The organism is Klebsiella sp. K5-45 (assembly GCF_030128605.1).
GTDB lineage: Bacteria > Pseudomonadota > Gammaproteobacteria > Enterobacterales > Enterobacteriaceae > Klebsiella > Klebsiella quasipneumoniae.
This window is the reverse complement of record NZ_JAKUZW010000024.1, coordinates 1-22,272: the sequence shown is the minus strand read 5'-3', so window position 1 is coordinate 22,272 and position 22,272 is coordinate 1. Positions and strand designations below refer to the sequence as shown.

Below are 22,272 nucleotides of genomic sequence, written 5' to 3'. Positions count from 1 at the left end.
ACATCGCCGTTTCCGCTATCGAGCGACGGTTGTAATCTGTTGTCCATTTCCACCGCGCATTACTCCCGGTCATTCGCTGATTAGCCACTGCACGGTTACGGTCTGCATATTCACCGGGCCAGTAACCTGCACCTTTTCGGGGCGGGATAAGCGCGCTGATTTTCTTACGCCGCAGTTCATCGTGACAGAGCCGGGTGTCGTAAGCCCCGTCTGCCGCGGCTGCCCTGATTTTTCTGTGAGTCTGCCGGATAAGGCCCGGGAAGGCTTCTGAGTCCGTGACGTTATTCAGCGACAGGTCTGCACAGACAACTTCATGTGTGTTGCTGTCAACAGCAAGATGCAACTTTCGCCAGATACGACGGCGCTCTTTGCCGTGCTTTCTGACTTTCCATTCGCCTTCACCAAAGACCTTCAGCCCGGTGGTATCACACATCAGCATCACGGCTTCCCGCTTCTGGTCTGTCGTCAGTACTTTCGCCCAAGAGCCACCTGAAGCGCCTCTTTATCCAGCATGGCTTCGGCAAGCAGCTTCTTGAGTCTGGCGTTCTCTTCCTCAAGCGACTTCAGGCGCTTAACTTCAGGCACCTCCATACCGCCATACTTCTTACGCCAGGTGTAAAACGTGGCATCGGAAATGGCATGCTTGCGGCAGAGTTCACGGGCGGGTACCCCAGCTTCGGCTTCGCGGAGAATACTGATGATCTGTTCGTCGGAAAAACGCTTCTTCATGGGGATGTCCTCATGTGGCTTATGAAGACATTACTAACATCGGGGTGTACTAATCAACGGGGAGCAGGTCACTCGCTGTACGCTTACGGAAGAACTTCTCCGGGATGTGCTGTTTCAGGCGCGCCACGATGTCCCTCTGCGTCAGCGTCTCTGTGGCCAGCTCGCCCGTGTTGTAGTCGTGGTAGCGAAAGCTCAGCGTGGCACTTCCGGCGTAGTGCGCCAGCCGGGAGCCCGCTATCGGCGGCTTTTTCAGGTAACGCCCCAGGTATTTCACGGTGTTTTTGCCACCGTCCGTCTTTTTTGACATGTAGACGTGCCAGTAGTCGCCTCCGGCCGTCAGTATCAGACTGCGCCATTGTGATTCGGTGGTGATATGTGACAGGGACGGCGGCAGGGCCACGCCTTCGAACCAGACGCTCAGCAGAAGCTGGCGGATATTCCACATCCAGCGGGCGCGCATGGCATCCTTACGGAAGCTGATTTTCTTCCACTTCCCGTGCTCATCGATACCGCCACAGGTGACGGAGACGTGGACATGAGGGTGCCAGTTCTGCCTGATAAAAATGTCAGGGCAGGTCTGCGCGAATACGCCTCATTGTCGCTACATTTTCTCCCTGGCATATAGCGAATTTATTGCCAACGCTGCCGCTGCGGTGCGATTGTCCACACTCAGCTTTGGAAATACAATTTCAAGGTGTTTATTCACGGTTCTGGGGCTAAGGTTTAAAATATCGCCAATTTCGCGGTTTGTTTTTCCCCTGGCAATCCACAGGAGGACTTCGGCTTCTCGTTGCGTCAGCCCTAGGTTGTTTTTCAGGCGTTTCACCGCTTCGACTTCTTCATGTCCTTTGATCTCTTCAATACGTAGCAAACTTTCTCCTTCAGCGGTCCGGCGTGAAAGATAGAATTTCAGAGCGATGCCTTGCGATGAAAGATCTAAGGGTATTTTTAAACCTTCGGTATTGTTCAGCCAACCGATGATCCGGTTTACTATTTTTTTATTGGGTTCATACCCGGTATCGCTGAAGTTTTTCATCAGTTGCCATGCATTGGGCGTGGCCCAGCGTAGTTGCCCCTCTTTGCTAAAAACACATAAGGTCTGGCCAACGGAATCCATCGCGCTATAGGCACTGACCGTTAATTTTGAGTTCCGCAAGTGGGTACGCATTCTGACAACCAGCTCTTCCGTGCGTATCGGCTTAATTACGTAATCGACCACCCCGGCATCAAATGCATCAACGATATTCTGCGTATCACTCAGGCCTGTCATGAAAATAATCGGGGTATGCCGCAGCCCCGGATTTTGCCGCAGGCGCTTACTGGTTGAAAACCCATCCAGATGCGGCATTACGGCATCAAGCAGAATGATATCCGGGGTTATCTGGCTGGTTATCGAAAGGGCTTGATTACCCTCCAGAGCGACCAGAACGGTAAAACCGGCTTCATCAAGCGTGTCATTCAACATACTTACCGTGTTGATATCATCATCGACGATAAGTACCGTCGGCTTTGCTATTGCCATTTTTCTCTCCCTCCGGGCGTTCAAGACTCTCGACTATCTCTTTGAATCGAAAGCGCCTCAGCAACTCGGCAAATTTTTCGCCCTCGGCTTTGCTGATCTGGTTAGCGGAAATATGTTTGTCCAGCAGTTCACGAAACCCTCTCACATAACCCAATCTGGCCATCTCTTTTAACGACTCAATCTGGACACGGGTAAGCTGCGAGCGTGGTTCATGTATTTCCGGCTGCTTTGGCGGCTGACATTCCGTGCGCCACTGGAGATGCAATATTTCACCGATGTTCTCCAGTAGTAAAGGGAAACGCAGCGGTTTAACCAGGTAGCGAACTTCCCCTTCGCCAGTGAAATGGCGGCATTTACCCTCATCCGCTTCCGCAGAAATCATAATTACCGGCGCTAATTGTCCCTTATTACGTAACTGACGTAGCAGTTCCCACCCCGACATTTCAGGCATTGCAACATCCAGAAGAAGAAGGTCGATATGATTTTGCCGGGCTAAATGTAGCGCGACATGACCATTTTCGGCTGTTAGCAGCGTGAAGCCTATGGGCGTGAGTAAATCCATCATCAGCTGCCGATGGGATTCATCATCGTCAACTACCAGCAGGGTGTGTCGCTTGCCTGGATATCCGGTGATTACCGCAGGCTCGGCGGGTTGGTAGGCATCCCCGCTATAGCTTGGCAGCATCAGGGTGAGTTTAAACGTTGTGCCTTCGCCACGGATGCTTTCCACCTGGAGATCGCCACCCATGATATAAGTCAGAAGCCGGGTAATCGTCAGCCCAAGGCCCGTCCCGATCCGACGACTATCGCCGGATACGCGTTCGAAAGGCTTAAAGATGCGTTCCAGGTTCTCAGGGGCGATGCCGATGCCGGTATCGTGAACCGAGAAAAACGCCACCTCGCTACGATACTGGAAATCGAGGGTTACACTGCCTCTGTCCGTGAATTTAACCGCATTAGAAAGCAGATTGATAAGAATTTGCCGGAGGCGTTTCTCATCCGTCATCACCGCCTCGGGCAGCCAGTGTGGGGCGTTGTAGTGAAATGTCAGTCCTTTATCGCTGGCCTGTTGTTCAAACATGGCGACCAGTTGCTGCACCAAATCGCCAATGCGCACTTCTTCACGATATATTTCTAATTTTCCCGCTTCAATTTTCGAAATATCCAGTAATCCCTCAATTAGATTAGCCAGATGCTCGCCGCTTCTGCGCATAATACCGATACCGCGCTGCCGGGCTGGGGGGATATCATCAGCACGTTCGAGTAATTGCGCATAACCCAGCATCGCATTGAGCGGCGTTCTGAGTTCATGAGTAATGCCGGTGAGATAGCGGCTTTTGGCCTGATTAGCATCGTCGGCATCTTCCTTTGCCTGCTGCAATTGCCGGTCCGTCGCTTCATGGGCAATAATTTCTTTCATCAGACGGTCGCTTTGCAGGCGCAATTCCTCTTGCGCAATCTGGCGACTTTTATTTGTCAGGACAAATAGCCAGGTGGTGACGCCGGTTACGATAAGCAGGATAAAAAAAACTTTCCATAACGCCGCGGCGAGAAGGTCCTGCTCGCTGCCGAATTCATCGCGCATCTGAGCGAAAACCAGCATCAAAAGCAGACCGATGACGGAACTGAATAACAGCAAAATGCTGATAAAACTCCACACTCTGGGATCAATTTTGCGTAATGATTTTTCTTTAATAAATATCCCGATAAGCTTTGAAGCCTGTTCCGTATAGCGCGCATGAGGTTTGCAAGTATCGTTGCACTGGACATCGAGAGAACAACATAGTGAGCAAATACTGCCCTGATAAAAAGGACAATAGCTCATCTCTGGTTTTTCAAAATAATTACCGCAGACACAGCATTCCGTTGCCGTGACCTGCACCGGCGTCCGGGAAAAATAGTAACGTCCGCGAGTCAGCCAGGCGATGAAGGGGGCGGTGATAAACGTCAGACACAACGATAACATTGAGGCAAAAACCTGTAGAGGATGACCAAGCCATCCCATCCAGGCTGAGAGACCGCAGAGCATGGCGAGCGTCATCGAACCGATGCCGACAGGATTGATATCGTAGAGATAGGCCCGGCGAAACTCTATTTCCGCTGGTCGTAATTTAAGCCACTTATTTAACGTGAGATCGGCAACCACGCTGCCAAGCCAGGATGTGGCCGCCACCGCATAAATGCCCAGGATATCCTCAAATACGCGATAAACGCCAAGTTCCATCAATAACAGAGCAATACCGACATTAAAAAACAGCCACACGACGCGCCCTGGATGACGATGGGTCAGGCGCAGGAAAAAATTAGACCATGCGATCGAGCCGGCATATGCATTGGTGACGTTAATTTTGAGCTGGGAGAGCACCACAAAAATACCGGTTAATGCCAGTAGCGTTGATGATGAATGGGTGACATAGCTAAATGCCACCAGATACATATGGGTGGGTTCGCTGGCCAGTTCCGCGCCGAGTCCGTAATTAAACGCCAGCACGGCGAGGAAGGAGCCGAGCAGGATCTTGATGGCGCCGATGACAACCCACCCCGGACCTGCGGCAATTACTGCGCCATACCATCTCCAGCGGGCCGGATGTTGTGGCTTTGGTAAAAAACGAACCTGATCGACCTGCTCTCCCACTTGACTTACCAGTGAGAGCAGTACGGAACAGACGGCGCCGAGCTGAAGGAAATCGAAAGAACCATCGCGGGCTGTAATAAAACCAGGGAAGTCGATCCAGTTTTGCAGCACATGATGTTCACGTATTAAAATGAAAATAAAGGGTAATAGCTGTAGCGCCAGCCAGCAAAACTGGGTGAACTGCTGAAAACGGGAAATAAAAGTGAACCCCCAGGTGACGAGGGGAATAACAACAACGGAACCAATCAGATAACCAAAGTGCAATGGCAGGCCAAACAGCATATTAAGCGCCATCGCCATAATAGCGGCTTCCAGGGCGAAAAATATAAAGGTGAAAGAAGCATAGATTAACGAGGTCACCGTGGAACCAAGGTAGCCAAATCCGGCGCCGCGGGTCAGCAAATCAATATCCAGGCCGTTTTTTGCGGCATTAATGGCAATCGGCATTGATAGCGCAAAGATAATAATGCTAACTAAGATAACCGCCACCACCACATAATTAAATCCATAGGTTAACGTCAGCGCGCCGCCAATGGCTTCAAGCGCCAAAAAGGTAATTGCGCTGAGCGCTGTCATAACAACTCGCTTTGCGCTCCAGCGTCGTGCCGAGACCGGCGTATAGCGGAGCGCAAAATCCTCGAGAGTCTGATTGGTCACCCACTGGTTGTAGCGTCTGCGCGATTTAAACGCCTTTTGCTGAACGGTCATTCACTGCTCCTGAAATGATAAAAATGCTGAACTTAACCACAGGCGCGTCTTAGTATTTTCTTGTTATCGCGCACGTGAGCATGTCTTGATTATGAGAATTAACCAATACGTTAAATGACGTAGCCGCTGCGTTACCTCGCGCATTGTTGGATTGCTGGACTCTCTCGCATGATAGCCCCAGTTGAGATGAACCATAACGATTATGAGGGCTACCATGAACATTCGTGATTTACCCCAGCCACATAGCAATATGAAAATCCCGAGCCCAGGCCGGTTTCACCAGGCGTGCCTCAAAGCGAAACTTTTGGCGATTGCCGGCCTGATGATGGCAGCTAATACGGCCATCGCCGCCCCGGCGACGTCAGTGGTTAATACCACGGGCCTGGCGGTCACCGACAATAGCGTCAAGGTCGGGATACTGCATTCATCCACAGGCACGATGGCCATCAGTGAAACCGGCTCGATTCAGGCTGAAAAGCTGGCTATTGAGCAGATTAACGCTGCCGGAGGGGTACTGGGGAGAAAAATTGAATATGTACAGGAAGACGGGGCCAGCGACTGGCCGACCTTTGCAGAAAAAGCGCGTAAGTTACTGGTCAGTGATAAGGTCGCCGCTATCTTCGGCGGCTGGACTTCGGCTTCCCGCAAAGCCATGCTGCCGGTACTTGAGCAATATAACGGCATGCTCTATTACCCAACCTTTTACGAAGGGCTTGAGCAATCGCCAAACGTTATTTATACCGGACAGGAAGCTACTCAACAGATAATCTCCGGCATTGATTGGGTAGTTAAAAATAAACATGCAAAAACCTTCTACCTGCTTGGCTCTGATTATATTTGGCCGCGTACTGCAAACAAAATCGCCCGTCACCATATTGAAAAGCTGGGGCTGAAAGTCGTTGGCGAAGATTATTATCCACTCGGTAATACGCAGTTCAATTCGGTTATTAACAAAATAAAACTCAAGAAGCCTGATGTTATCTATGCCATTGTTGTCGGCGGTTCGAATGTGGCCTTCTATAAGCAATTGAAGGCGGCGGGGATCGATATGACGCAGGAGAAACCGCTGCTGCTGACCATCTCCGTCACGGAAGATGAGATCCGCGGTATTGGCGGCGAAAATATCGTCGGCGCCTATGCCTCGATGAAGTATTTCCAGAGTATGGATAATCCGGAAAATAAAAGCTTTGTCGCCGCATTTAAAAAGCGCTGGGGTAATGACATGGTTATCGGCGATGTCACTCAGGCGGCCTATCTTGGCCCATGGTTATGGAAAGCGGCGGTTGAGAAAGCTGGCTCGTTCGACGTGGACAAAATTCGTAAGGCCTCGCCCGGTATTGAGTTCAAAGATGCGCCGGAAGGGTATGTACGCATCCATGATAACCATCATCTGTGGTCCAAAACTGTTATCGGTCGCGCTCGTGCGGATGGGCAGTACGACGTGATTTATCAGACGCCAGAACTTATCGAACCGAACCCATTCCCGAAAGACTAACCGACGCTTCCCCCCATATAGCGTGGGGGGTCTTTGACTTCACCGAGGATACTTCCATGTTCAGCGATTATAACTTCGCCGATTTGGCTTCCATTTTTGTCATGCAGGGGTTTTCGGGGCTCAGCCTGTTCGCCGTGTTTGTTCTGATGTCGCTTGGACTCGCTATTATTTTTGGCCAGATGGGCGTGATTAATATGGCTCATGGCGAGTTCATGATCCTGGGTGCTTATGTCACATGGTTGACCGGTAAGTTTTTCAGCGCTTATCTGCCTTCAATCTTCGGCATCTACTTCTTTGTTGCCATTGCCCTTGCTTTCCTGTGTACCGCCTTGCTGGGTACGCTCGTTGAGAAAATCCTGATACGGCATCTGTATAAACGCCCCCTCGACACGCTGCTGGCGACATGGGGTCTGAGCCTGATTCTACAGCAGTGCTATCGTTCGCTATTTGGTCCCCGCGAAGTCGGCGTTGACTTACCTTCATGGCTAATGGGGTCGTATCAGTTTGCCGACAATATTGATATTCCTGTTAATGGGGTATTTGTTCTGCTGCTGACCGTAGTTATTACCGCTTTTACGGCCTGGCTGATTTATTTCTCCGCCTGGGGAATAAAAGTCCGCGCGGTGGTACTTAACCGCCAGATGGCCAGCGCGGTGGGTATTAATACGGCTCAGGTCGATAGTCGAACCTTCGCACTTGGGTGCGGCATCGCCGGGATCGCCGGAAGCGCCTTTACCATGATCGGCTCAACAGGTCCAACGGCTGGCCAGCAGTATATCGTTGACACCTTCCTGGTGGTGGTGTTTGGCGGCGCGCAAAGTTTGCTCGGCACGCTCGCCTCCGCATTTGCCATTTCACAATCGCAATCCACGCTGGAGTTTTTCCTGAGCGGTTCAATGGCGAAGGTGATTACGCTACTGATCGTGGTCGGCATTCTGCTATTGCGTCCGCAAGGTCTTTTCGCCAACCGGGTCCGCCGCTAGGAGTTTATGATGAAACGCATGCAAAATTATCCGCTACTGGGTATTGCCCTGGTGATAGGCCTTATTTTTATCGTCATGCCGCTAACCCTGGATCTTTTCCGTTTAAACCTGATCGGTAAATACCTGACTTATGCATTTGTTGCCGTCGGGCTGGTACTTTGTTGGGGCTACAGCGGTATTCTGAGCCTGGGGCAGGGCATCTTTTTTGGCCTCGGCGGTTATTGTATGGCCATGTTTCTCAAGCTGGAAGCTTCCTCGCCAGCGGAAACAAAAATGCAAACCACCCCGGGCATCCCGGATTTTATGGACTGGAATCAGCTAACCGCTTTGCCCTCGTTCTGGCAGCCATTCAATTCTTTTAGTCTGACAATTCTGGCTATTTTAATCGTGCCCACTATTTGCGCATGGATTCTCGGCAGCGCAATGTTTAAACGCCGCGTTGGCGGGGTGTACTTCGCTATTATCACCCAGGCTATCTCCGCGATCCTGACGATTCTTATTATCGGACAACAGGGTTACACCGGGGGAATTAACGGCATCACGGATTTACGCACGCTTTTAGGTTGGGATATCCGTACTGATTCTGCACGCTATATCCTCTACTTTATTAATGCTGTTTTACTGATGCTGGTTGTGAGCGCGGGCTATTTTATTGTGAATAGCAAGCTCGGCCGACTGATGGTTGCCATTCGCGATAAGGAAGACCGCGTTCGTTTCTCTGGTTATGATGTCGCGAATATCAAAACGGTGGTTTTCTGCATTAGCGCTCTGTTTTCGGCGATCGGTGGCGCGATGTTCACTCTGCAAGTAGGGTTCATGTCGCCAGGGTTTATTGGCACTGTTGCTTCAATTGAAATGGTCGTTTTCTGTGCCGTGGGCGGGCGAGGTTCTTTGCTGGGGGCAGTATATGGCGCCCTTATCGTCAATGCCGCCAAGAGCAGTATTTCCGAGTCTTTTCCTGAACTCTGGACGATTGCCATGGGCCTGCTCTTTATTGCCGTCGTGCTGATTTTCCCGAAAGGACTGGCAGGGCTTTATCAGCAATATATTCACCCGATCGTGATGTCGCTGCTGCGCAAAAAGAGTATGACCAAACCCAGAGTAAACACCGGAGTGCTGAAATGAAAAATCCGATAAAAGAAATAATTTTAGCGGTAGAGGGATTAACCGTTTCATTTAATGGCTTCAAAGCCGTCGATGATTTTTCAATGTACATCGATGAGGGGCAGATTTACGTTATTATTGGCCCAAATGGCGCGGGTAAGACAACAGTGCTTGATCTCATTTGCGGGAAAACAAAGCTAACCAGCGGCAGCATCAAATTTCGCAATAAGGAACTGAGTAAACTTCGGGAAAATAAAATTGTTCATGAAGGGATTGGGCGTAAATTCCAGAATCCATCAATCTATGAGAACTTAACGGTATTTGAAAATCTCGAGTTATCTTATCCCAAAGCCAGAACCGCGTTGGGCGCCATGTTCTTTCGTCGCACGCCAGAAATAATCGCTGCGGTCGAACAGGTTGCTGGCGAAATTTTCCTTGCCGATTACCTACATACGCAGGCTGACCTTCTCAGCCATGGGCAAAAGCAGTGGTTAGAAATAGGGATGCTACTAATACAAGATCCTAAGCTCATGATGCTGGACGAACCCGTGGCAGGCATGTCTGTCGCCGAACGCCAAAAAACCGCGCAGCTCCTGCGCAAAATTGCCGGGGGACGTTCTGTACTGGTGATTGAACACGACATGCAGTTCGTCGAAGACATTGCCGATCATGTCACCGTCATGCACCAGGGAAAAGTATTGTCGGAAGGTAGCATCAATAAAGTCAAAAACGACCCTCGGGTTATTGACGTTTATCTTGGTCATTAAGGAGACACGGATGCTGAAAATTTCTGATTATGCTGTCGCATATGGTCAGAGCCAGGTCATCAGTGGACTGAATCTGACGTTAGCAGAGGGTGAAATCGTCGCTCTGGTAGGGCGCAATGGTATGGGTAAAACCACGCTGATGAAATCACTGATTGGTATGATACCGTCCTGTGCCGGTGAGTTAGAGTTTGCCGGTACAAATATTACCGGCTTGCTTAGTTACCAGCGCGTTCAGCATGGCATTGGCTTTGTCCCGCAGGGGCGAATGGTATTTTCAACCATGACGGTTGAAGAAAATATAAAAACGGGGATTCGCCAATCCCGTTCGTTACAGGTTCCTGAATACCTGTATGACTATTTCCCTGTGCTGAAAGAAATGCGCAAACGGATGGCGGGAAATCTTTCCGGTGGTCAGCAGCAGCAGCTCGTTATGGCCAGAGCTCTCGCCGGTAAACCCAAATTACTTTTGCTGGATGAGCCAACGGAGGGAATTCAACCGTCAATTATTAAAGAAATGGCAAAAATATTACGTAAGATTCGTGATGCAGAAGGGTTGACCATATTAGTTTCCGAGCAGGTTTTAAGCTTTGTACTCGATGTGTCAGATAAAATTGTTGTTATTGAGAAAGGCAATATTGTTCATCAACAGGCGCGTTCTAGTGCTGATGAAGAACAAATTGCGTCATATCTGTCGGTTTAAATTTATATCACCAACTTAACTACGAGAGGTCTGCTATGGGTAGCACCGGAAGTGTAAGCTCCTGGGATGAAGCGTTATTAATTGCCGCCATCCAATACCCCGTTCCCGTTATTAAAGGACCGGAGGATATCCAGATACAGGTCGATAAGATTTGTAAGGCCGTTGACTCCACCAAAGCCGGATATCCGGGACTTGATGTTATCGTCTTCCCGGAATATTCAACCCAGGGACTGAATACTAAAATCTGGACCTATGACGAGATGTTACTCACTCTCGATAGCCCGGAGATTGGTCAGTTCAAAGAGGCCTGTATCCGCAACGGCATCTGGGGGGTATTTTCCTTAATGGAACGCAATGAAGACCCGTCTCTTCCACCGTACAACACCGCTATTATCATTAACGATCGGGGCGATATCGCTCTGCATTACCGCAAGCTGCAACCATGGGTTCCGATTGAGCCCTGGATGCCGGGAAATATGGGAATGCCGGTATGCGATGGGCCTAAAGGTTCTAAACTCGCCGTCTGCATATGCCATGACGGCATGTTCCCGGAACTGGCGCGTGAGGCTGCTTATAAAGGCTGCAATGTCTATATCCGTATTTCGGGCTATTCCACGCAGGTGAACGATCAGTGGATCTGGACCAACCGGACGAATGCCTGGCAAAACCTGATGTATACCGTTTCGGTGAATCTGGCCGGTTATGACGATGTCTTTTATTACTTCGGCGAGGGTACGGTCTGCAATTATGACGGTAACGTCATTCAGCAGGGGCACCGCAACCCATGGGAAATTGTTACCGCAGAGCTGTTCCCGCGCCTGGTGGATAAAGCGCGTGAAAACTGGGCGTTGGAAAACAATATTTTCAACCTTGGCTGCCGGGGCTATGTCGGCAAACCGGGAGGCGAACGCGAGAATTACCTGACCTGGGTGCGCGATCTTGCCAATGGCGAATACAAACTTCCGTGGGATGAAAATGTCAAAATTCGCGATGGCTGGAAGTATTATCCTGATGGGGTGCAATTAGGCCCGCTACCTAAATAAATTGAGTGTGCCAGGCGCTAAGTCAATCACTTTAAAGACTGAAGTCTGGCGCAGTAGCCCCTGAAAGTTGAATATCCAATTCCAATGAGTAGGGGGCTGAGCCATCCGGTAAGGGCTGAATTTGCCTGCGGGATTGGCTCAGCCCGCCAGACCGGTTTGGTGTTGCGCCGGACAATGTCCGGCGGCAAAGAAGGTAATGACTCCAACTTACTGATAGTGTTTTATGTTCAGATAATGCCCGATGACTTTGTCATGCAGCTCCACCGATTTTGAGAACGACTGTGACTTCCTGCCCAGCCTTGACAGATGCTGCCTCAGATTCAGGTTATGCCGCTCAATGCGCTGCGTATATCGCTTGCTGATAACGTGCAGTTCTCCCTTCAGGCGTGATTCATAAAGCGGCCAGCCATCCGTCATCCATACCACGACCTCAAAGGCCGACAGCAGGCCCAGAAGACGCTCCAGCGTGGACAACGTGCGTTCACCGAATACGTGCGCCACAACCGTCCTCCGTATCCTGTCATACGCGTAAAACAACCAGCGCTGGCGTGATTTAGCGCCGACATAACCCCACTGTTCGTCCATTTCCGCGCAAACAATGACGTCACTGCCCGGTTGTATGCGTGAGGTTACCGACTGCGGTCTGAGTTTTTTAAGTGACGTAAAATCGTGTTGAGGCCAACGCCCATAATGCGGGCGGTTGCCCGGCATCCAACACCATTCATGGCCATATCAATGATTTTCTGGTGCGTACCGGGTTGAGAAGCGGTGTAAGTGAACTGTAGTTGCCATGTTTTACGGCAGTGAGAGCAGAGATAGCGCTGATGTCCGGCAGTGCTTTTGCCGTTACGCACCACGCCTTCAGTAGCGGAGCAGGAAGGACATCTGATGGAAATGGAAGCCACCCGCACAGCGCGCTGGGATATCACTCCCCGAGGGAATACCGGCAGCGGACATCGTTAACTTAAGATACAAAAGCTGTTCGGAGATGGAGGGTCAAGATCAGGGTGACCTGCGCCATGATGTTATCCGAGCCCTGTTTCCTAATCACTACACCGGTATTTGATTACCCAGGTCAACTTCAGGCTGTTACAGGGACGGCAACCGTGTCAGCACATCCTTGAGATAGGCATACGGATCGTGCCCATTATTACGGGCCGACTGGATCAAACTCATGATCGCAGCAGCGCGCTTGAGTATGCGAACCCACGCCGAGCATTTGAGAAGGCAACGGGATGAACGCTGGCTGGATAGCCGTGGTTTTCTGGGTAGGCAGCCGAATCCATTTGTGGTCGAGGTTGGCATTGAGGCTGTAGCCCAAGGCGATGTTTGCGATGGAGGCACCGGGTTCAGAACACTCCTGAATGACCTGAGCCTTGAAAGATTTGCTGTAGGTACGGCGCTGAGGGCGCATGGAAAATCCGCTTGATGGGCCATGGCCTTCGGCGGCGGTGTCGGGAAGGTGTGTTGGCCGGACGGATACTGTTGAACTACGTTGTCTGGGGCAACGGAAGTGTTTCGGCCCGACTCTGGAACGCGATCCGCAGCGACGACTGGGCAATTCCGCACGTTAGCCTGAGCAGCCTCGGGGAAATCGTCGTCTGGGCGCGCCCAGACGAGTTTCCGCCAAGGAACATGCAGACGAGCAAGGGGCTGCGGGCACTCGGCTACAACGTGAGGATCGGTGTTTGATCGAGGCGCCTGTGGTACACGCAGGCTGACGAGCCAGGCGCTGTCCATTGCCTGATCAGACCGCCCCGCTGCGCCTTGCCTGAGCAGTTGACCTGCATCAATGGGGCGGGAGAACGCTGCACATTGACTCTTGAAGTTATTCATAGTAGGTCTAATCTTACAAAGTATTGCAAGGATTTCCTTGGCCGGAACCGCAAAGCGACGCGATTGGAGAGGGTGAGATGAAAGCGCACCTACAGGTGATTTTCACGCTCGATGAATTGGCTGCGTACTTGAAAGTCGGCAAGCGGACGATTTATCGGCTCGCCGCACACGGGGAAATTCCGGCTTTCAAGGTGGGCGGGACGTGGCGGCTTCGTCAAAGTGAAATCGATCAGTGCATCAATGATCAGACCCGAGCCGGAGCAAAGAAGGAGGTGATGCGCAAGCGTGAACAGCAGAAGTCATCCGAGCAGCCCGTGTCGCCTGGGCGCACTGCCCGTCGCAGCAGGCAAAGGGCTTGAGTAACTCGTTTTCCAATTTTTCTGTAGGTATGACATGGACATCGATTTCAAGAAGTTGGCTCCCTGGAACTGGTTCAAGAACGAGCAGCAAGAGCAGCAGACCGCCTCTTCCCTGCCGGTGCAGCGCAATGACCTGCCAGCGGCGAGCGGGCCAGTCAGCCCGATCCTGCAACTGCATCGGGAAATCGACCGGCTGTTCGATGACGCATTCCGGGGCTTCGGTTTTCCGGCGTTGAACATGCCGCAGTGGCCATCCGATTGGTCGGGCATGCTGAAGCCGGCCCTGGACATCCAGGAAACCGACAAGCAGTACAAGATTACCCTGGAAGTGCCCGGTGTCGAGGAGAAGGACATCCAGATAACTCTCGACAACGACGTGCTGATGGTGCGTGGCGAGAAGCGCCAGGAACAGGAGAAGAAGGAAGGTGGCTTCCACCGTGTGGAGCGCTCCTACGGCAGCTTTCAGCGTGCCTTGAACCTGCCTGACGACGCCAACCAGGATTCGATCAAGGCATCGTTCAAGAACGGGGTGCTCACGGTCACGATCGACAAGCGCGAGGTCAGCGCGCCGAAGCAGGGACGCTCGATCCCGATCAACGGCTGACGTCGCCGGCTCGTTCGTCACAAGAAAAACCCGGCACGAGACGAGGAGTCGCGGCTCGCGATGCCTCGTCGCCTCAACCTTGTCAACCTTCTCAGGAGCATCAGTATGGCCAGAAAACAATGCCAGGTCTGCGGCCAACCCGCCACCGTGCGGGTGGAAGCCAATCTCAACGGTCGTAACAGCACCATGCTGTTGTGCGACGACCATTACCGGCAATTAGTGCGCCAGCAAAAGCGCACCGTTTCGCCGCTGGAAGCCTTGTTCGGCTCGCGCAGCGGCCTGTTCGAGGACTTCCTCGGCAGTGACTTCTTCCGCATCGGCGAAGACGCGACGCCAGTTGCCGCCGATACCGATGACGTGGTCGATGCCTCGTTTGGCGAGCCCGCCACCGCAGGTTCGGGTGCGCCGCGCCGTCGCGGCAGTGGGTTGGCCAGCCGCATCAGCGAACAGTCGGAAGCCTTGCTGCAGGAGGCCGCCAAACACGCTGCCGAATTTGGCCGCTCCGAGGTGGATACCGAACATCTGCTGCTGGCGCTGGCCGACAGCGACGTGGTCAAGACCATCCTGGGTCAGTTCAAGATCAAGGTCGATGACCTCAAGCGGCAGATCGAGTCTGAGGCCAAGCGCGGGGACAAGCCCTTCGAGGGCGAGATCGGCGTGTCGCCGCGCGTGAAGGATGCGCTCAGCCGCGCCTTCGTGGCCTCCAATGAACTCGGCCATTCTTATGTCGGTCCAGAGCATTTCCTGATCGGTCTGGCCGAGGAAGGCGAAGGGCTGGCCGCCAACCTGCTGCGCCGCTACGGCTTGACGCCGCAGGCGCTGCGCCAACAGGTCAGCAAGGTGGTCGGCAAGGGCGCCGAGGATGGCCGCGCTGAGACGCCGACCAACACGCCAGAACTCGACAAGTACTCGCGCGACCTGACCAAGATGGCGCGCGACGGCAAGCTCGACCCGGTGATCGGCCGCGCGCAGGAGATCGAAACCACCATCGAGGTGCTGGCCCGGCGCAAGAAGAACAACCCGGTGCTGATCGGCGAGCCGGGTGTGGGCAAGACCGCCATCGTCGAAGGGCTGGCGCAGCGCATGGTGGCGGGTGAAGTGCCCGAGACCTTGCGCGACAAGCGCCTGGTGGAACTCAACATCAACGCCATGGTGGCCGGCGCCAAATATCGCGGCGAGTTCGAGGAGCGCGTGCAGAAGGTGCTGAAGGAGGTGACCGAGCACCAGGGCGAGCTGATTTTGTTCATCGACGAGGTGCACACCATCGTCGGTGCCGGCCAGGGCGGTGGCGAAGGCGGGCTGGACGTGGCCAACGTGTTCAAACCGATGATGGCGCGCGGTGAACTCAACCTGATCGGCGCCACGACGCTGAACGAGTACCAGAAATACATCGAGAAGGATGCCGCACTGGAGCGGCGCTTCCAGCCGGTGACGGTGCCCGAGCCGACGGTGGCCCAGACCATCATGATTCTGCGCGGCCTGCGCGACACCTTCGAGGCGCACCACAAGGTCAGCATCTCCGAGGACGCGATCATCGCGGCGGCCGAGTTGTCCGACCGCTACATCACGGCGCGCTTCCTGCCGGACAAGGCGATCGACCTGCTCGACCAGGCGGCCGCGCGCGTGAAGCTGTCGGCCACGGCCCGGCCGGTGGCCGTGCAGGAGCTGGAGTCCGAACTGCACCAGCTACGGCGTGAACAGGATTACGTGGCCGCGCGCAAGCAGTACGACCAGGCCGCCGAGCTCGGCAAGCGCATCGAAGCCAAGGAGGCCGAGCTCAAGAAGCTCGTCGAGGACTGGGAGCGGGAGCGGGCCTCCGGCAGTGCCGAGGTCAAGGCGGAACACGTGGCGCAGGTTGTCTCGCGCCTGACCGGCATCCCGGTCAACGAGTTGACGGTGGAAGAGCGCGAAAAGCTGCTGCACTTGGAACAACGGCTGCACGAGCGCCTGGTGGGACAAGACGAGGCGGTCCGTGCCGTGGCCGATGCCGTGCGGCTATCCCGCGCCGGCCTGCGCGAAGGCAGTAAACCGGTGGCTACCTTCCTGTTTCTGGGCCCGACCGGGGTGGGCAAGACCGAGCTCGCCAAGGCATTGGCCGAATCGATCTACGGCGATGAGCACGCCCTGTTGCGCATCGACATGTCGGAATATGGCGAACGCCATACCGTGGCGCGGCTGGTGGGCGCGCCTCCGGGCTATGTCGGTTACGACGAAGGCGGTCAGCTCACCGAGAAGGTGCGGCGCAAGCCCTACAGCGTGCTGCTGCTCGACGAGATCGAGAAGGCACACCCTGACGTCTACAACATCCTGCTGCAAGTGTTCGACGACGGTCGCCTCACCGACGGCAAGGGCCGGGTGGTGGATTTCACCAACACCATCATCATCGCCACGTCCAACCTGGGTTCGGACATCATCCAGCGACGGCTGAAGGCGCGTGAGGCGGCTGGCGAGGAGTACGAAAAGACCAAGGCCGAGGTCATGGACGTGCTGCGCGGCCACTTCCGGCCCGAGTTCCTCAACCGCATCGACGAGATCATCGTCTTCCATGCGCTGGGCAAGGAGGAGATCCGCCACATCGTCGGCCTGCAGCTCGATCGCGTGGCGCGCAGCGCCGCCAGCCAGGGCGTGACGCTCACTTTCGATCAGACGCTGATCGACCATTTCGCGGAAGAAGGCTACAAGCCCGAGTTCGGTGCGCGTGAACTCAAGCGCCTGATCCGCAGCGAGCTGGAAACTGCGCTGGCGCGCGAGATGCTCGGTGGCGGCATCGGCAAGGGCGATCACGCCAGCGCACGCTGGGACGACAAGGCCGAACGCGTGGTGTTCGAACGCAAAGAGCCACCGCAGACCCCGGCCGAGCCGGAGCAGCCGGATGTCGCGAAGGCGACCGAGACGCCGCACGGCGACGCTGGCAAAGACTCGAGCAAGAAGAAGTCGGCGAGCGACGCATCTTGATGGCGGGCGAGGCTGCCGTGTCCGACTCCATCAGCCTGGCATGGGCAGCCTCCCTGGCATCGATCGCGGTGGCGGTCGTGGCCGCGGGTCACGCGGTCGTCTACAAGCGTGATCCGCGGTCGGCCACGCCGTGGGGGCTGCTCATCAGCGGCGGCACTGCCCTCCCGCTCGCTGGCCATCCGTTTGCGTGACGGTGCGGCCCGTCTGTTCACCTGATCCTCTGGCAACTCGACTTTCGAGGAACACGGTCCATGGAAAAAAAGAATCAATGGAATACCGGCTACTGGATCGTTGCCCTCCTGCTGTTGCTGAGTTTGCAGAGCTACTGGCAGACGGCGAAAACCGTCGAGCCGGTGCCCTACAGCGAGTTCGAGAAGGCGCTGGACGAGGGGCGCGTGGCCGAAGTGCTGGTGTCGGATCGTACGGTGACCGGGCGCCTGAAGTCGCCGGACAGCCGGGGCAAGACGACGATCGTGGCAACGAGGGTCGAACGCGATCTTGCCGATCTGACGCATGCGCACTTGGTGGTGCTAACGTTCGCCCATGCCCAGCAAGCGTTGCGCATCGCCCAGGCGATTGCCGAGCGCCGTCCGGCGCTAACCTTGTGGGTGTCATGCAGAAGTACGACCGCGGCCGATGCATTTCGCGCCATGCCTAACGTGCGCGTGTATCAGCAATCCTTTGCCGCAGCTATTGGGCTGGCGGAACAGGTGATGTCGACGCTTGGCATGTCGACCGAGTTGATTGAAGGACACATCAGCGCAATGCGCCGCCGTCTCGACAGCAGCCGTTTTCCAGGGAGTTTATCGTCATGAAATCAAAACGCCTTAACCCATTTCAGGTCTTGCGTGACCAATTGGCCATCATGAGTTTTTACGAGCGCTTCGAGCAGGTCGTCGCGCTCGTGCTGTCGGCGGTGATCGCCGTCATCATCGTGGTGTCGCTGTTCCAGCTCATCTCCATCGTCTTCACGCTGCTGGTTCTCGATGCCTTCAATCCCCTGGACCACAAGGTATTCCAGAGCGTGTTCGGCATGATCATGACGCTCTTGATCGCGATGGAGTTCAAGCATTCCATCGTGCGCGTGGCGCTGCGTCGGGACAGCATCATCCAGGTCAAGACGGTGGTCCTGATCGCGGTGATCGCACTCTCCCGCAAGTTCGTGATCCTCGACTCCGACGCGAGCCCCGCAAAGATAGCCGCGCTGGCAGGCGCCACGCTGGCTCTGGGTGCGACCTACTGGCTGCTGCGCAAGCGCGGCGTCCGCGCCGCCGAGACCTCTGAGCATGACCCGTCATCATCCGAGTGATCCGCGCACTGCGCTCTTGCAACACCGCTGGCTCAACCGCCTGCAGACCGGGCTGTTGGTCCTGACCCTGGTCGGGATCGCAGCCGCAGCAGGGAGACTGCCATTTGGGGAAGGCTGCCTGTGGCTCGCGCTGTTTGCCGTTGCAGGTGCGTTGCTGCTGGAACCGGTAGCCGCGTCGGCGCTGAGCTTGCGCCTGTACCGCGTACGGGCCTTGCACCCGCAACAAGCCCACGAGATGTGGGCCCTGTTGCGCGAGCTGCCCGCCCGTGCCGGTTTGCCCGCCACGCCGGTGCCGCACTATGTGCCCAGTGCCGTCGTCAACGCCTTCGCCACCGGATCGAAGCCGGAGGCATCGATCGCCCTCACCGATGGCCTGCTGCGCAGCCTGAGCCCACGCGAGCTGGCGGGTGTGTTCGCGCACGAGGTCGCGCACATCGCTAATGAGGATCTGCGTGTCATGGGGCTGGCGGATTCCGTCAGTCGCCTCACGTGCCTACTGGCCCTTATGGGACAGATCGCGATCCTGCTCAGCCTGCCCGCGCTGCTGGTTGGCGCGGCGGAGGTCTATTGGCCTGGTCTATTGTTATTGGCCGCATCGCCCCAACTGGCCCCGCTCGCACAGCTCGGCTTGTCTCGCGTGCGTGAGTTCGACGCTGACCGCCTTGCGGCGGAACTGACTGGCGACCCGCAGGGGCTGGCGCCCGCGCTGGCGAAAATCGAGCGGGTCAGCCGCTTCTGGCGTGCCTGGCTATGGCCGGGATGGGGCAATCCCGAGCCCTCCTGCTTGCGCATGCGTCCGGCAACGCAAGAGCGCATCGCACGCCTGCTGACGTTGGCGCCTGGGCCAGCATCAGCGTTGCCACTCCGCGCGCCCCATTTTTTGCCGGAATCCGCTTTGGCGACGCGCCCACCGCGCTGGCGCCCGAGCGGGCTGTGGCGCTGATTGCCCATCAACAGGAGACGTCTCATGGCCTATCTCGACCCGTACCAACGCCCCGCGCCGGACCGCTTCGTCCGGCGCTGGCTCTTCATCACCGCCTGTATTGCCGCGCTCATGCTGCTGTGGCAGTTTCTGCCCGCCATCGAGGCCTGGTTCAGTCCGCGCGAGGCAGCAGAACGCACCGTGATGGCGCGTGGCGATCTGGCGGCGGACGAGAAAACCACCATCGAACTGTTCGAGAAATCGCGCGCCTCGGTGGTCTACATCACCACCGCGCAATTAGTACGCGATGTCTGGACGCGCAACGTGTTCTCCGTGCCGCGCGGCACTGGCTCGGGCTTCATCTGGGACGACGCCGGCCACGTCGTCACCAACTTCCACGTCATCCAGGGCGCGTCCGAAGCCACCGTCAAACTGGCCGACGGCCGCGACTACCAGGCCGCGCTGGTGGGGACGAGCCCCGCGCACGACATCGCCGTGCTCAAGATCGGCGTCGGTTTCAAGCGCCCGCCGGCCGTGCCGGTCGGCACCAGTGCCGACCTCAAGGTGGGTCAGAAGGTGTTTGCTATCGGCAACCCCTTCGGCCTGGACTGGACGCTCACCACTGGTATCGTCTCCGCGCTCGACCGCTCGTTGCCGGGAGAAGCGGGCGGCCCGGCCATCGATCACCTGATCCAGACCGACGCCGCCATCAACCCCGGCAATTCCGGTGGCCCGCTGCTCGATTCGGCTGGGCGGCTGATCGGCATCAATACCGCCATCTACAGTCCGTCTGGCGCCTCGGCCGGCATAGGCTTTGCGGTGCCGGTCGATACCGTCATGCGCGTGGTGCCGCAACTCATAAAGACCGGCAAGTACATCCGTCCGGCGCTGGGCATCGAGGTGGATGAGCAGCTCAACACGCGTCTGCAGGCGCTGACCGGCAGTAAGGGCGTATTCGTATTGCGCGTGACGCCGGGCTCGGCGGCGCACAGGGCCGGGCTCGTCGGCGTCGAGGTCACCGCAGGCGGCATCGTGCCCGGCGATCGCGTTATCAGCATCGACGGTATCGCCGTTGACGACGTCACCACATTACAGGCCCGGCTAGACGACAAGAACGTTGGAGATGTTGTGGTCTTGTTAGTGGAGCGGGCCGGCAAGACTCGCGAGATGCTTGTGGAACTACAACCGGGAGTTTGATGGAAAGTGGGTCATGGATCTGCACAGCGAAGCAGCCAAGCGACTTCAGCCTTGCGCCGAACTACGAGCCCTAGCTAGGGATGGTCTGAAGTAGCCCTGTATTTCCGGCTGACTTCAGCCACTGCTGATTTTGAAAGCGGTGAACCGATCAAAAACGATCGGATCACTCGCTCATTTCGGCGCTTTCAGCCGTCGCGAGCACCTTGCGACGGCCATTTTCCGCATTACAGGCGCACCTTTCCTGCGCTTGCCAGCAAATGTCGGCGGGCCATCCATAGGCTCGACAGGGCAAACAGCGTCACCAGTTGTGCAGTGTTCTTCACCAGCCCTCGGAAACGTACCTTGGTGTAGCCGAACTGCCGCTTGATCACGCGAAACGGGGGCTCTACCTTCGCTCGCACTTGCGCCTTGGCCTTCTCGATCTTGCGCTTGGCTTTGTACAGGGCGCTGCGTTTATCGAGCATCTTGTAGGTGCTGCGGCGTGCTGCGACCTGCCAGATCACTTCTCGGTCGGCATGCTCGGAGCGCTTTTCGACGCCTGTGTAGCCGTCATCGGCGCAGACGACGTTCTCGTCGCTGTGCAGCAGTTTGTCGACCTGGGTGACATCCGCCACGGTGGCTGCCGTGCCCACCACGCTGTGTACCAGCCCCGATTCATCATCAACGCCGATGTGCGCCTTCATGCCAAAGTAATACTGGTTCCCCTTCTTGGTCTGGTGCATTTCCGGGTCGCGCTTGCCGTCCTGGTTCTTGGTTGAACTGGGCGCGTGGATCAGCGTGGCATCGACGATAGTGCCCTGGCGCAGCGACAGACCGCGATCCCCCAGGTAGCCATTGTTCACGCAGAGGATGCCGGCTGCCAGCTCATGTTTCTCCAGCAGACGACGGAAGTTGAGGATGGTGGTTTCATCAGGAATACGCTCCAGGCTCAGCCCGGCGAACTGACGTAGGATGGTCGTCTCGTACAGCGCTTCTTCCATGGCCGGATCGCTGTAGCCGAACCAGTTCTGCATCAGATGGATACGCAGCATCGCCATCAAGGGATACGCCGGGCGACCACCTTCGCCTTTCGGATAATGCGGTTCGATCAGGGCAATCAGCCCTTTCCACGGCACCACCTGATCCATCTCGATCAGGAACAGTTCCTTGCGGGTCTGCTTGCCCTTGCCGGCATACTCGGCGTCGGCGAAGGTCATCTGCTTCATGGAAGAACTCGGGTGGCGGGATCAGCGTATTTTGAATCGCCACGGGTTTAACAGACACCTCAGAGTCATTTATGGACTGACCCCGCCCCGGTAGACGATCCTGCCCTATAGTTGGACTGACCCCGCCCCGGTAGACGATCCTGCCCTATAGTTTGAGCATAGGAGGAGCGTATGGGCACACCACGATTTACACCTGAAT

At 55.6% G+C, this 22,272-nt stretch carries 20 protein-coding genes and 3 pseudogenes; 15 read left to right on the top strand and 8 right to left on the bottom strand.

The genetic code is table 11. From position 1 onward, the window contains the following. The 4 genes and pseudogenes from MKS11_RS26290 to MKS11_RS26275 all read right to left on the bottom strand — a co-directional run. Positions 1–729, bottom strand: a pseudogene (locus tag MKS11_RS26290) (IS5 family transposase); the annotation flags it as partial. Between the two features lie 85 nt (positions 730–814). Beyond that, a pseudogene (locus MKS11_RS26285) lies at positions 815–1,285 on the bottom strand (transposase); the annotation flags it as partial. A gap of 45 nt (positions 1,286–1,330) precedes the next feature. Next, positions 1,331–2,251: a response regulator gene (locus MKS11_RS26280; RefSeq protein WP_004181990.1), complete on the bottom strand. Its 921-nt coding sequence runs from the start codon at positions 2,249–2,251 to the stop codon at positions 1,331–1,333. Next, positions 2,214–5,594, bottom strand: coding sequence for an ATP-binding protein (locus tag MKS11_RS26275; protein WP_032435659.1), 3,381 nt, complete (start codon positions 5,592–5,594; stop codon positions 2,214–2,216). Before MKS11_RS26275 ends, MKS11_RS26280 begins: the two co-directional genes overlap by 38 nt. Positions 5,595–5,808: 214 nt before the next feature. Here MKS11_RS26275 and urtA point away from each other — a divergent pair, with 214 nt between their 5' ends. Genes urtA through MKS11_RS26245 form a run of 6 tightly spaced genes read left to right on the top strand, consistent with a single transcriptional unit; the run spans position 5,809 to position 11,686 of the window. After that, the gene (gene urtA, locus MKS11_RS26270; RefSeq protein ID WP_004181992.1) at positions 5,809–7,089 is read left to right on the top strand and encodes an urea ABC transporter substrate-binding protein; all 1,281 of its coding nucleotides are present in this window, start codon (positions 5,809–5,811) and stop codon (positions 7,087–7,089) included. A gap of 56 nt (positions 7,090–7,145) precedes the next feature. Next, positions 7,146–8,072, top strand: coding sequence for an urea ABC transporter permease subunit UrtB (urtB, locus tag MKS11_RS26265; RefSeq protein ID WP_004181993.1), 927 nt, complete (start codon positions 7,146–7,148; stop codon positions 8,070–8,072). A 6-nt stretch (positions 8,073–8,078) separates the two neighbouring features. After that, positions 8,079–9,197 (top strand): urea ABC transporter permease subunit UrtC, encoded by a 1,119-nt coding sequence (gene urtC, locus MKS11_RS26260; protein ID WP_259271197.1) that lies wholly within the window; start codon positions 8,079–8,081, stop codon positions 9,195–9,197. After that, complete coding sequence (gene urtD / locus MKS11_RS26255; RefSeq protein WP_104459116.1) at positions 9,194–9,943, top strand: urea ABC transporter ATP-binding protein UrtD; 750 nt, start codon at positions 9,194–9,196, stop codon at positions 9,941–9,943. Before urtC ends, urtD begins: the two co-directional genes overlap by 4 nt. A gap of 10 nt (positions 9,944–9,953) precedes the next feature. Then, positions 9,954–10,643: an urea ABC transporter ATP-binding subunit UrtE gene (gene urtE / locus MKS11_RS26250; RefSeq protein ID WP_104459115.1), complete on the top strand. Its 690-nt coding sequence runs from the start codon at positions 9,954–9,956 to the stop codon at positions 10,641–10,643. Positions 10,644–10,678: 35 nt separating this feature from the next. Then, positions 10,679–11,686 (top strand): formamidase, encoded by a 1,008-nt coding sequence (locus MKS11_RS26245; RefSeq protein WP_004181997.1) that lies wholly within the window; start codon positions 10,679–10,681, stop codon positions 11,684–11,686. Between the two features lie 207 nt (positions 11,687–11,893). On the opposite strand, the gene MKS11_RS26240 is transcribed toward MKS11_RS26245, so the two are convergent. From MKS11_RS26240 to MKS11_RS26230, 3 genes and pseudogenes are all read right to left on the bottom strand, one after another. Next, positions 11,894–12,591 (bottom strand): IS1 family transposase gene (locus MKS11_RS26240; RefSeq protein WP_284109770.1). Its coding sequence is split into 2 segments (ribosomal slippage): positions 11,894–12,342 and positions 12,342–12,591, totalling 699 coding nucleotides; the frame shifts between segments, so codons are not numbered across the junction. Positions 12,592–12,775: 184 nt separating this feature from the next. Continuing rightward, positions 12,776–12,880 (bottom strand): annotated as a pseudogene (locus MKS11_RS26235) (transposase domain-containing protein); the annotation flags it as partial. After that, a complete protein-coding gene (locus tag MKS11_RS26230) occupies positions 12,837–13,100 on the bottom strand; it encodes a transposase (protein ID WP_004118209.1) in 264 nt (87 codons plus the stop codon). The gene MKS11_RS26230 and the pseudogene MKS11_RS26235, both read right to left, overlap by 44 nt. 14 nt (positions 13,101–13,114) lie before the next feature. Between MKS11_RS26230 and MKS11_RS26225 the strand changes: the two genes are divergently transcribed. The 9 genes from MKS11_RS26225 to MKS11_RS26180 all read left to right on the top strand — a co-directional run bounded on the left by MKS11_RS26225 (position 13,115) and on the right by MKS11_RS26180 (position 20,868). Next, positions 13,115–13,378: a hypothetical protein gene (locus MKS11_RS26225; RefSeq protein ID WP_004118208.1), complete on the top strand. Its 264-nt coding sequence runs from the start codon at positions 13,115–13,117 to the stop codon at positions 13,376–13,378. A 221-nt stretch (positions 13,379–13,599) separates the two neighbouring features. Next, entirely contained in the window at positions 13,600–13,881 is a 282-nt protein-coding gene (locus tag MKS11_RS26220) for a helix-turn-helix domain-containing protein (RefSeq protein WP_004118205.1), read from the top strand. A 34-nt stretch (positions 13,882–13,915) separates the two neighbouring features. Beyond that, on the top strand, positions 13,916–14,485 hold the full coding sequence (hsp20, locus tag MKS11_RS26215) for a small heat shock protein sHSP20 (protein WP_000350436.1): 570 nt from the start codon (positions 13,916–13,918) through the stop codon (positions 14,483–14,485). Positions 14,486–14,590: 105 nt separating this feature from the next. Further along, positions 14,591–17,440, top strand: coding sequence for a heat shock survival AAA family ATPase ClpK (gene clpK, locus MKS11_RS26210; RefSeq protein ID WP_004118202.1), 2,850 nt, complete (start codon positions 14,591–14,593; stop codon positions 17,438–17,440). Further along, on the top strand, positions 17,440–17,631 hold the full coding sequence (locus tag MKS11_RS26205; RefSeq protein ID WP_017146640.1) for a hypothetical protein: 192 nt from the start codon (positions 17,440–17,442) through the stop codon (positions 17,629–17,631). The genes clpK and MKS11_RS26205 overlap by 1 nt, the downstream gene beginning before the upstream one ends. A 60-nt stretch (positions 17,632–17,691) precedes the next feature. Next, the gene (locus MKS11_RS27755; RefSeq protein WP_409254990.1) at positions 17,692–18,255 is read left to right on the top strand and encodes an ATP-dependent metallopeptidase FtsH/Yme1/Tma family protein; all 564 of its coding nucleotides are present in this window, start codon (positions 17,692–17,694) and stop codon (positions 18,253–18,255) included. Continuing rightward, entirely contained in the window at positions 18,252–18,749 is a 498-nt protein-coding gene (gene psiE-GI / locus MKS11_RS26190) for a heat resistance protein PsiE-GI (protein WP_104459113.1), read from the top strand. Before MKS11_RS27755 ends, psiE-GI begins: the two co-directional genes overlap by 4 nt. Beyond that, complete coding sequence (locus tag MKS11_RS26185; protein ID WP_104459112.1) at positions 18,727–19,692, top strand: zinc metalloprotease HtpX; 966 nt, start codon at positions 18,727–18,729, stop codon at positions 19,690–19,692. The genes psiE-GI and MKS11_RS26185 overlap by 23 nt, the downstream gene beginning before the upstream one ends. A 24-nt stretch (positions 19,693–19,716) precedes the next feature. After that, the gene (locus MKS11_RS26180) at positions 19,717–20,868 is read left to right on the top strand and encodes a S1C family serine protease (RefSeq protein ID WP_000323730.1); all 1,152 of its coding nucleotides are present in this window, start codon (positions 19,717–19,719) and stop codon (positions 20,866–20,868) included. 224 nt (positions 20,869–21,092) lie between these two features. On the opposite strand, the gene MKS11_RS26175 is transcribed toward MKS11_RS26180, so the two are convergent. Further along, complete coding sequence (locus MKS11_RS26175) at positions 21,093–22,073, bottom strand: IS5 family transposase (RefSeq protein ID WP_284109769.1); 981 nt, start codon at positions 22,071–22,073, stop codon at positions 21,093–21,095. Positions 22,074–22,272: the final 199 nt, after the last annotated feature.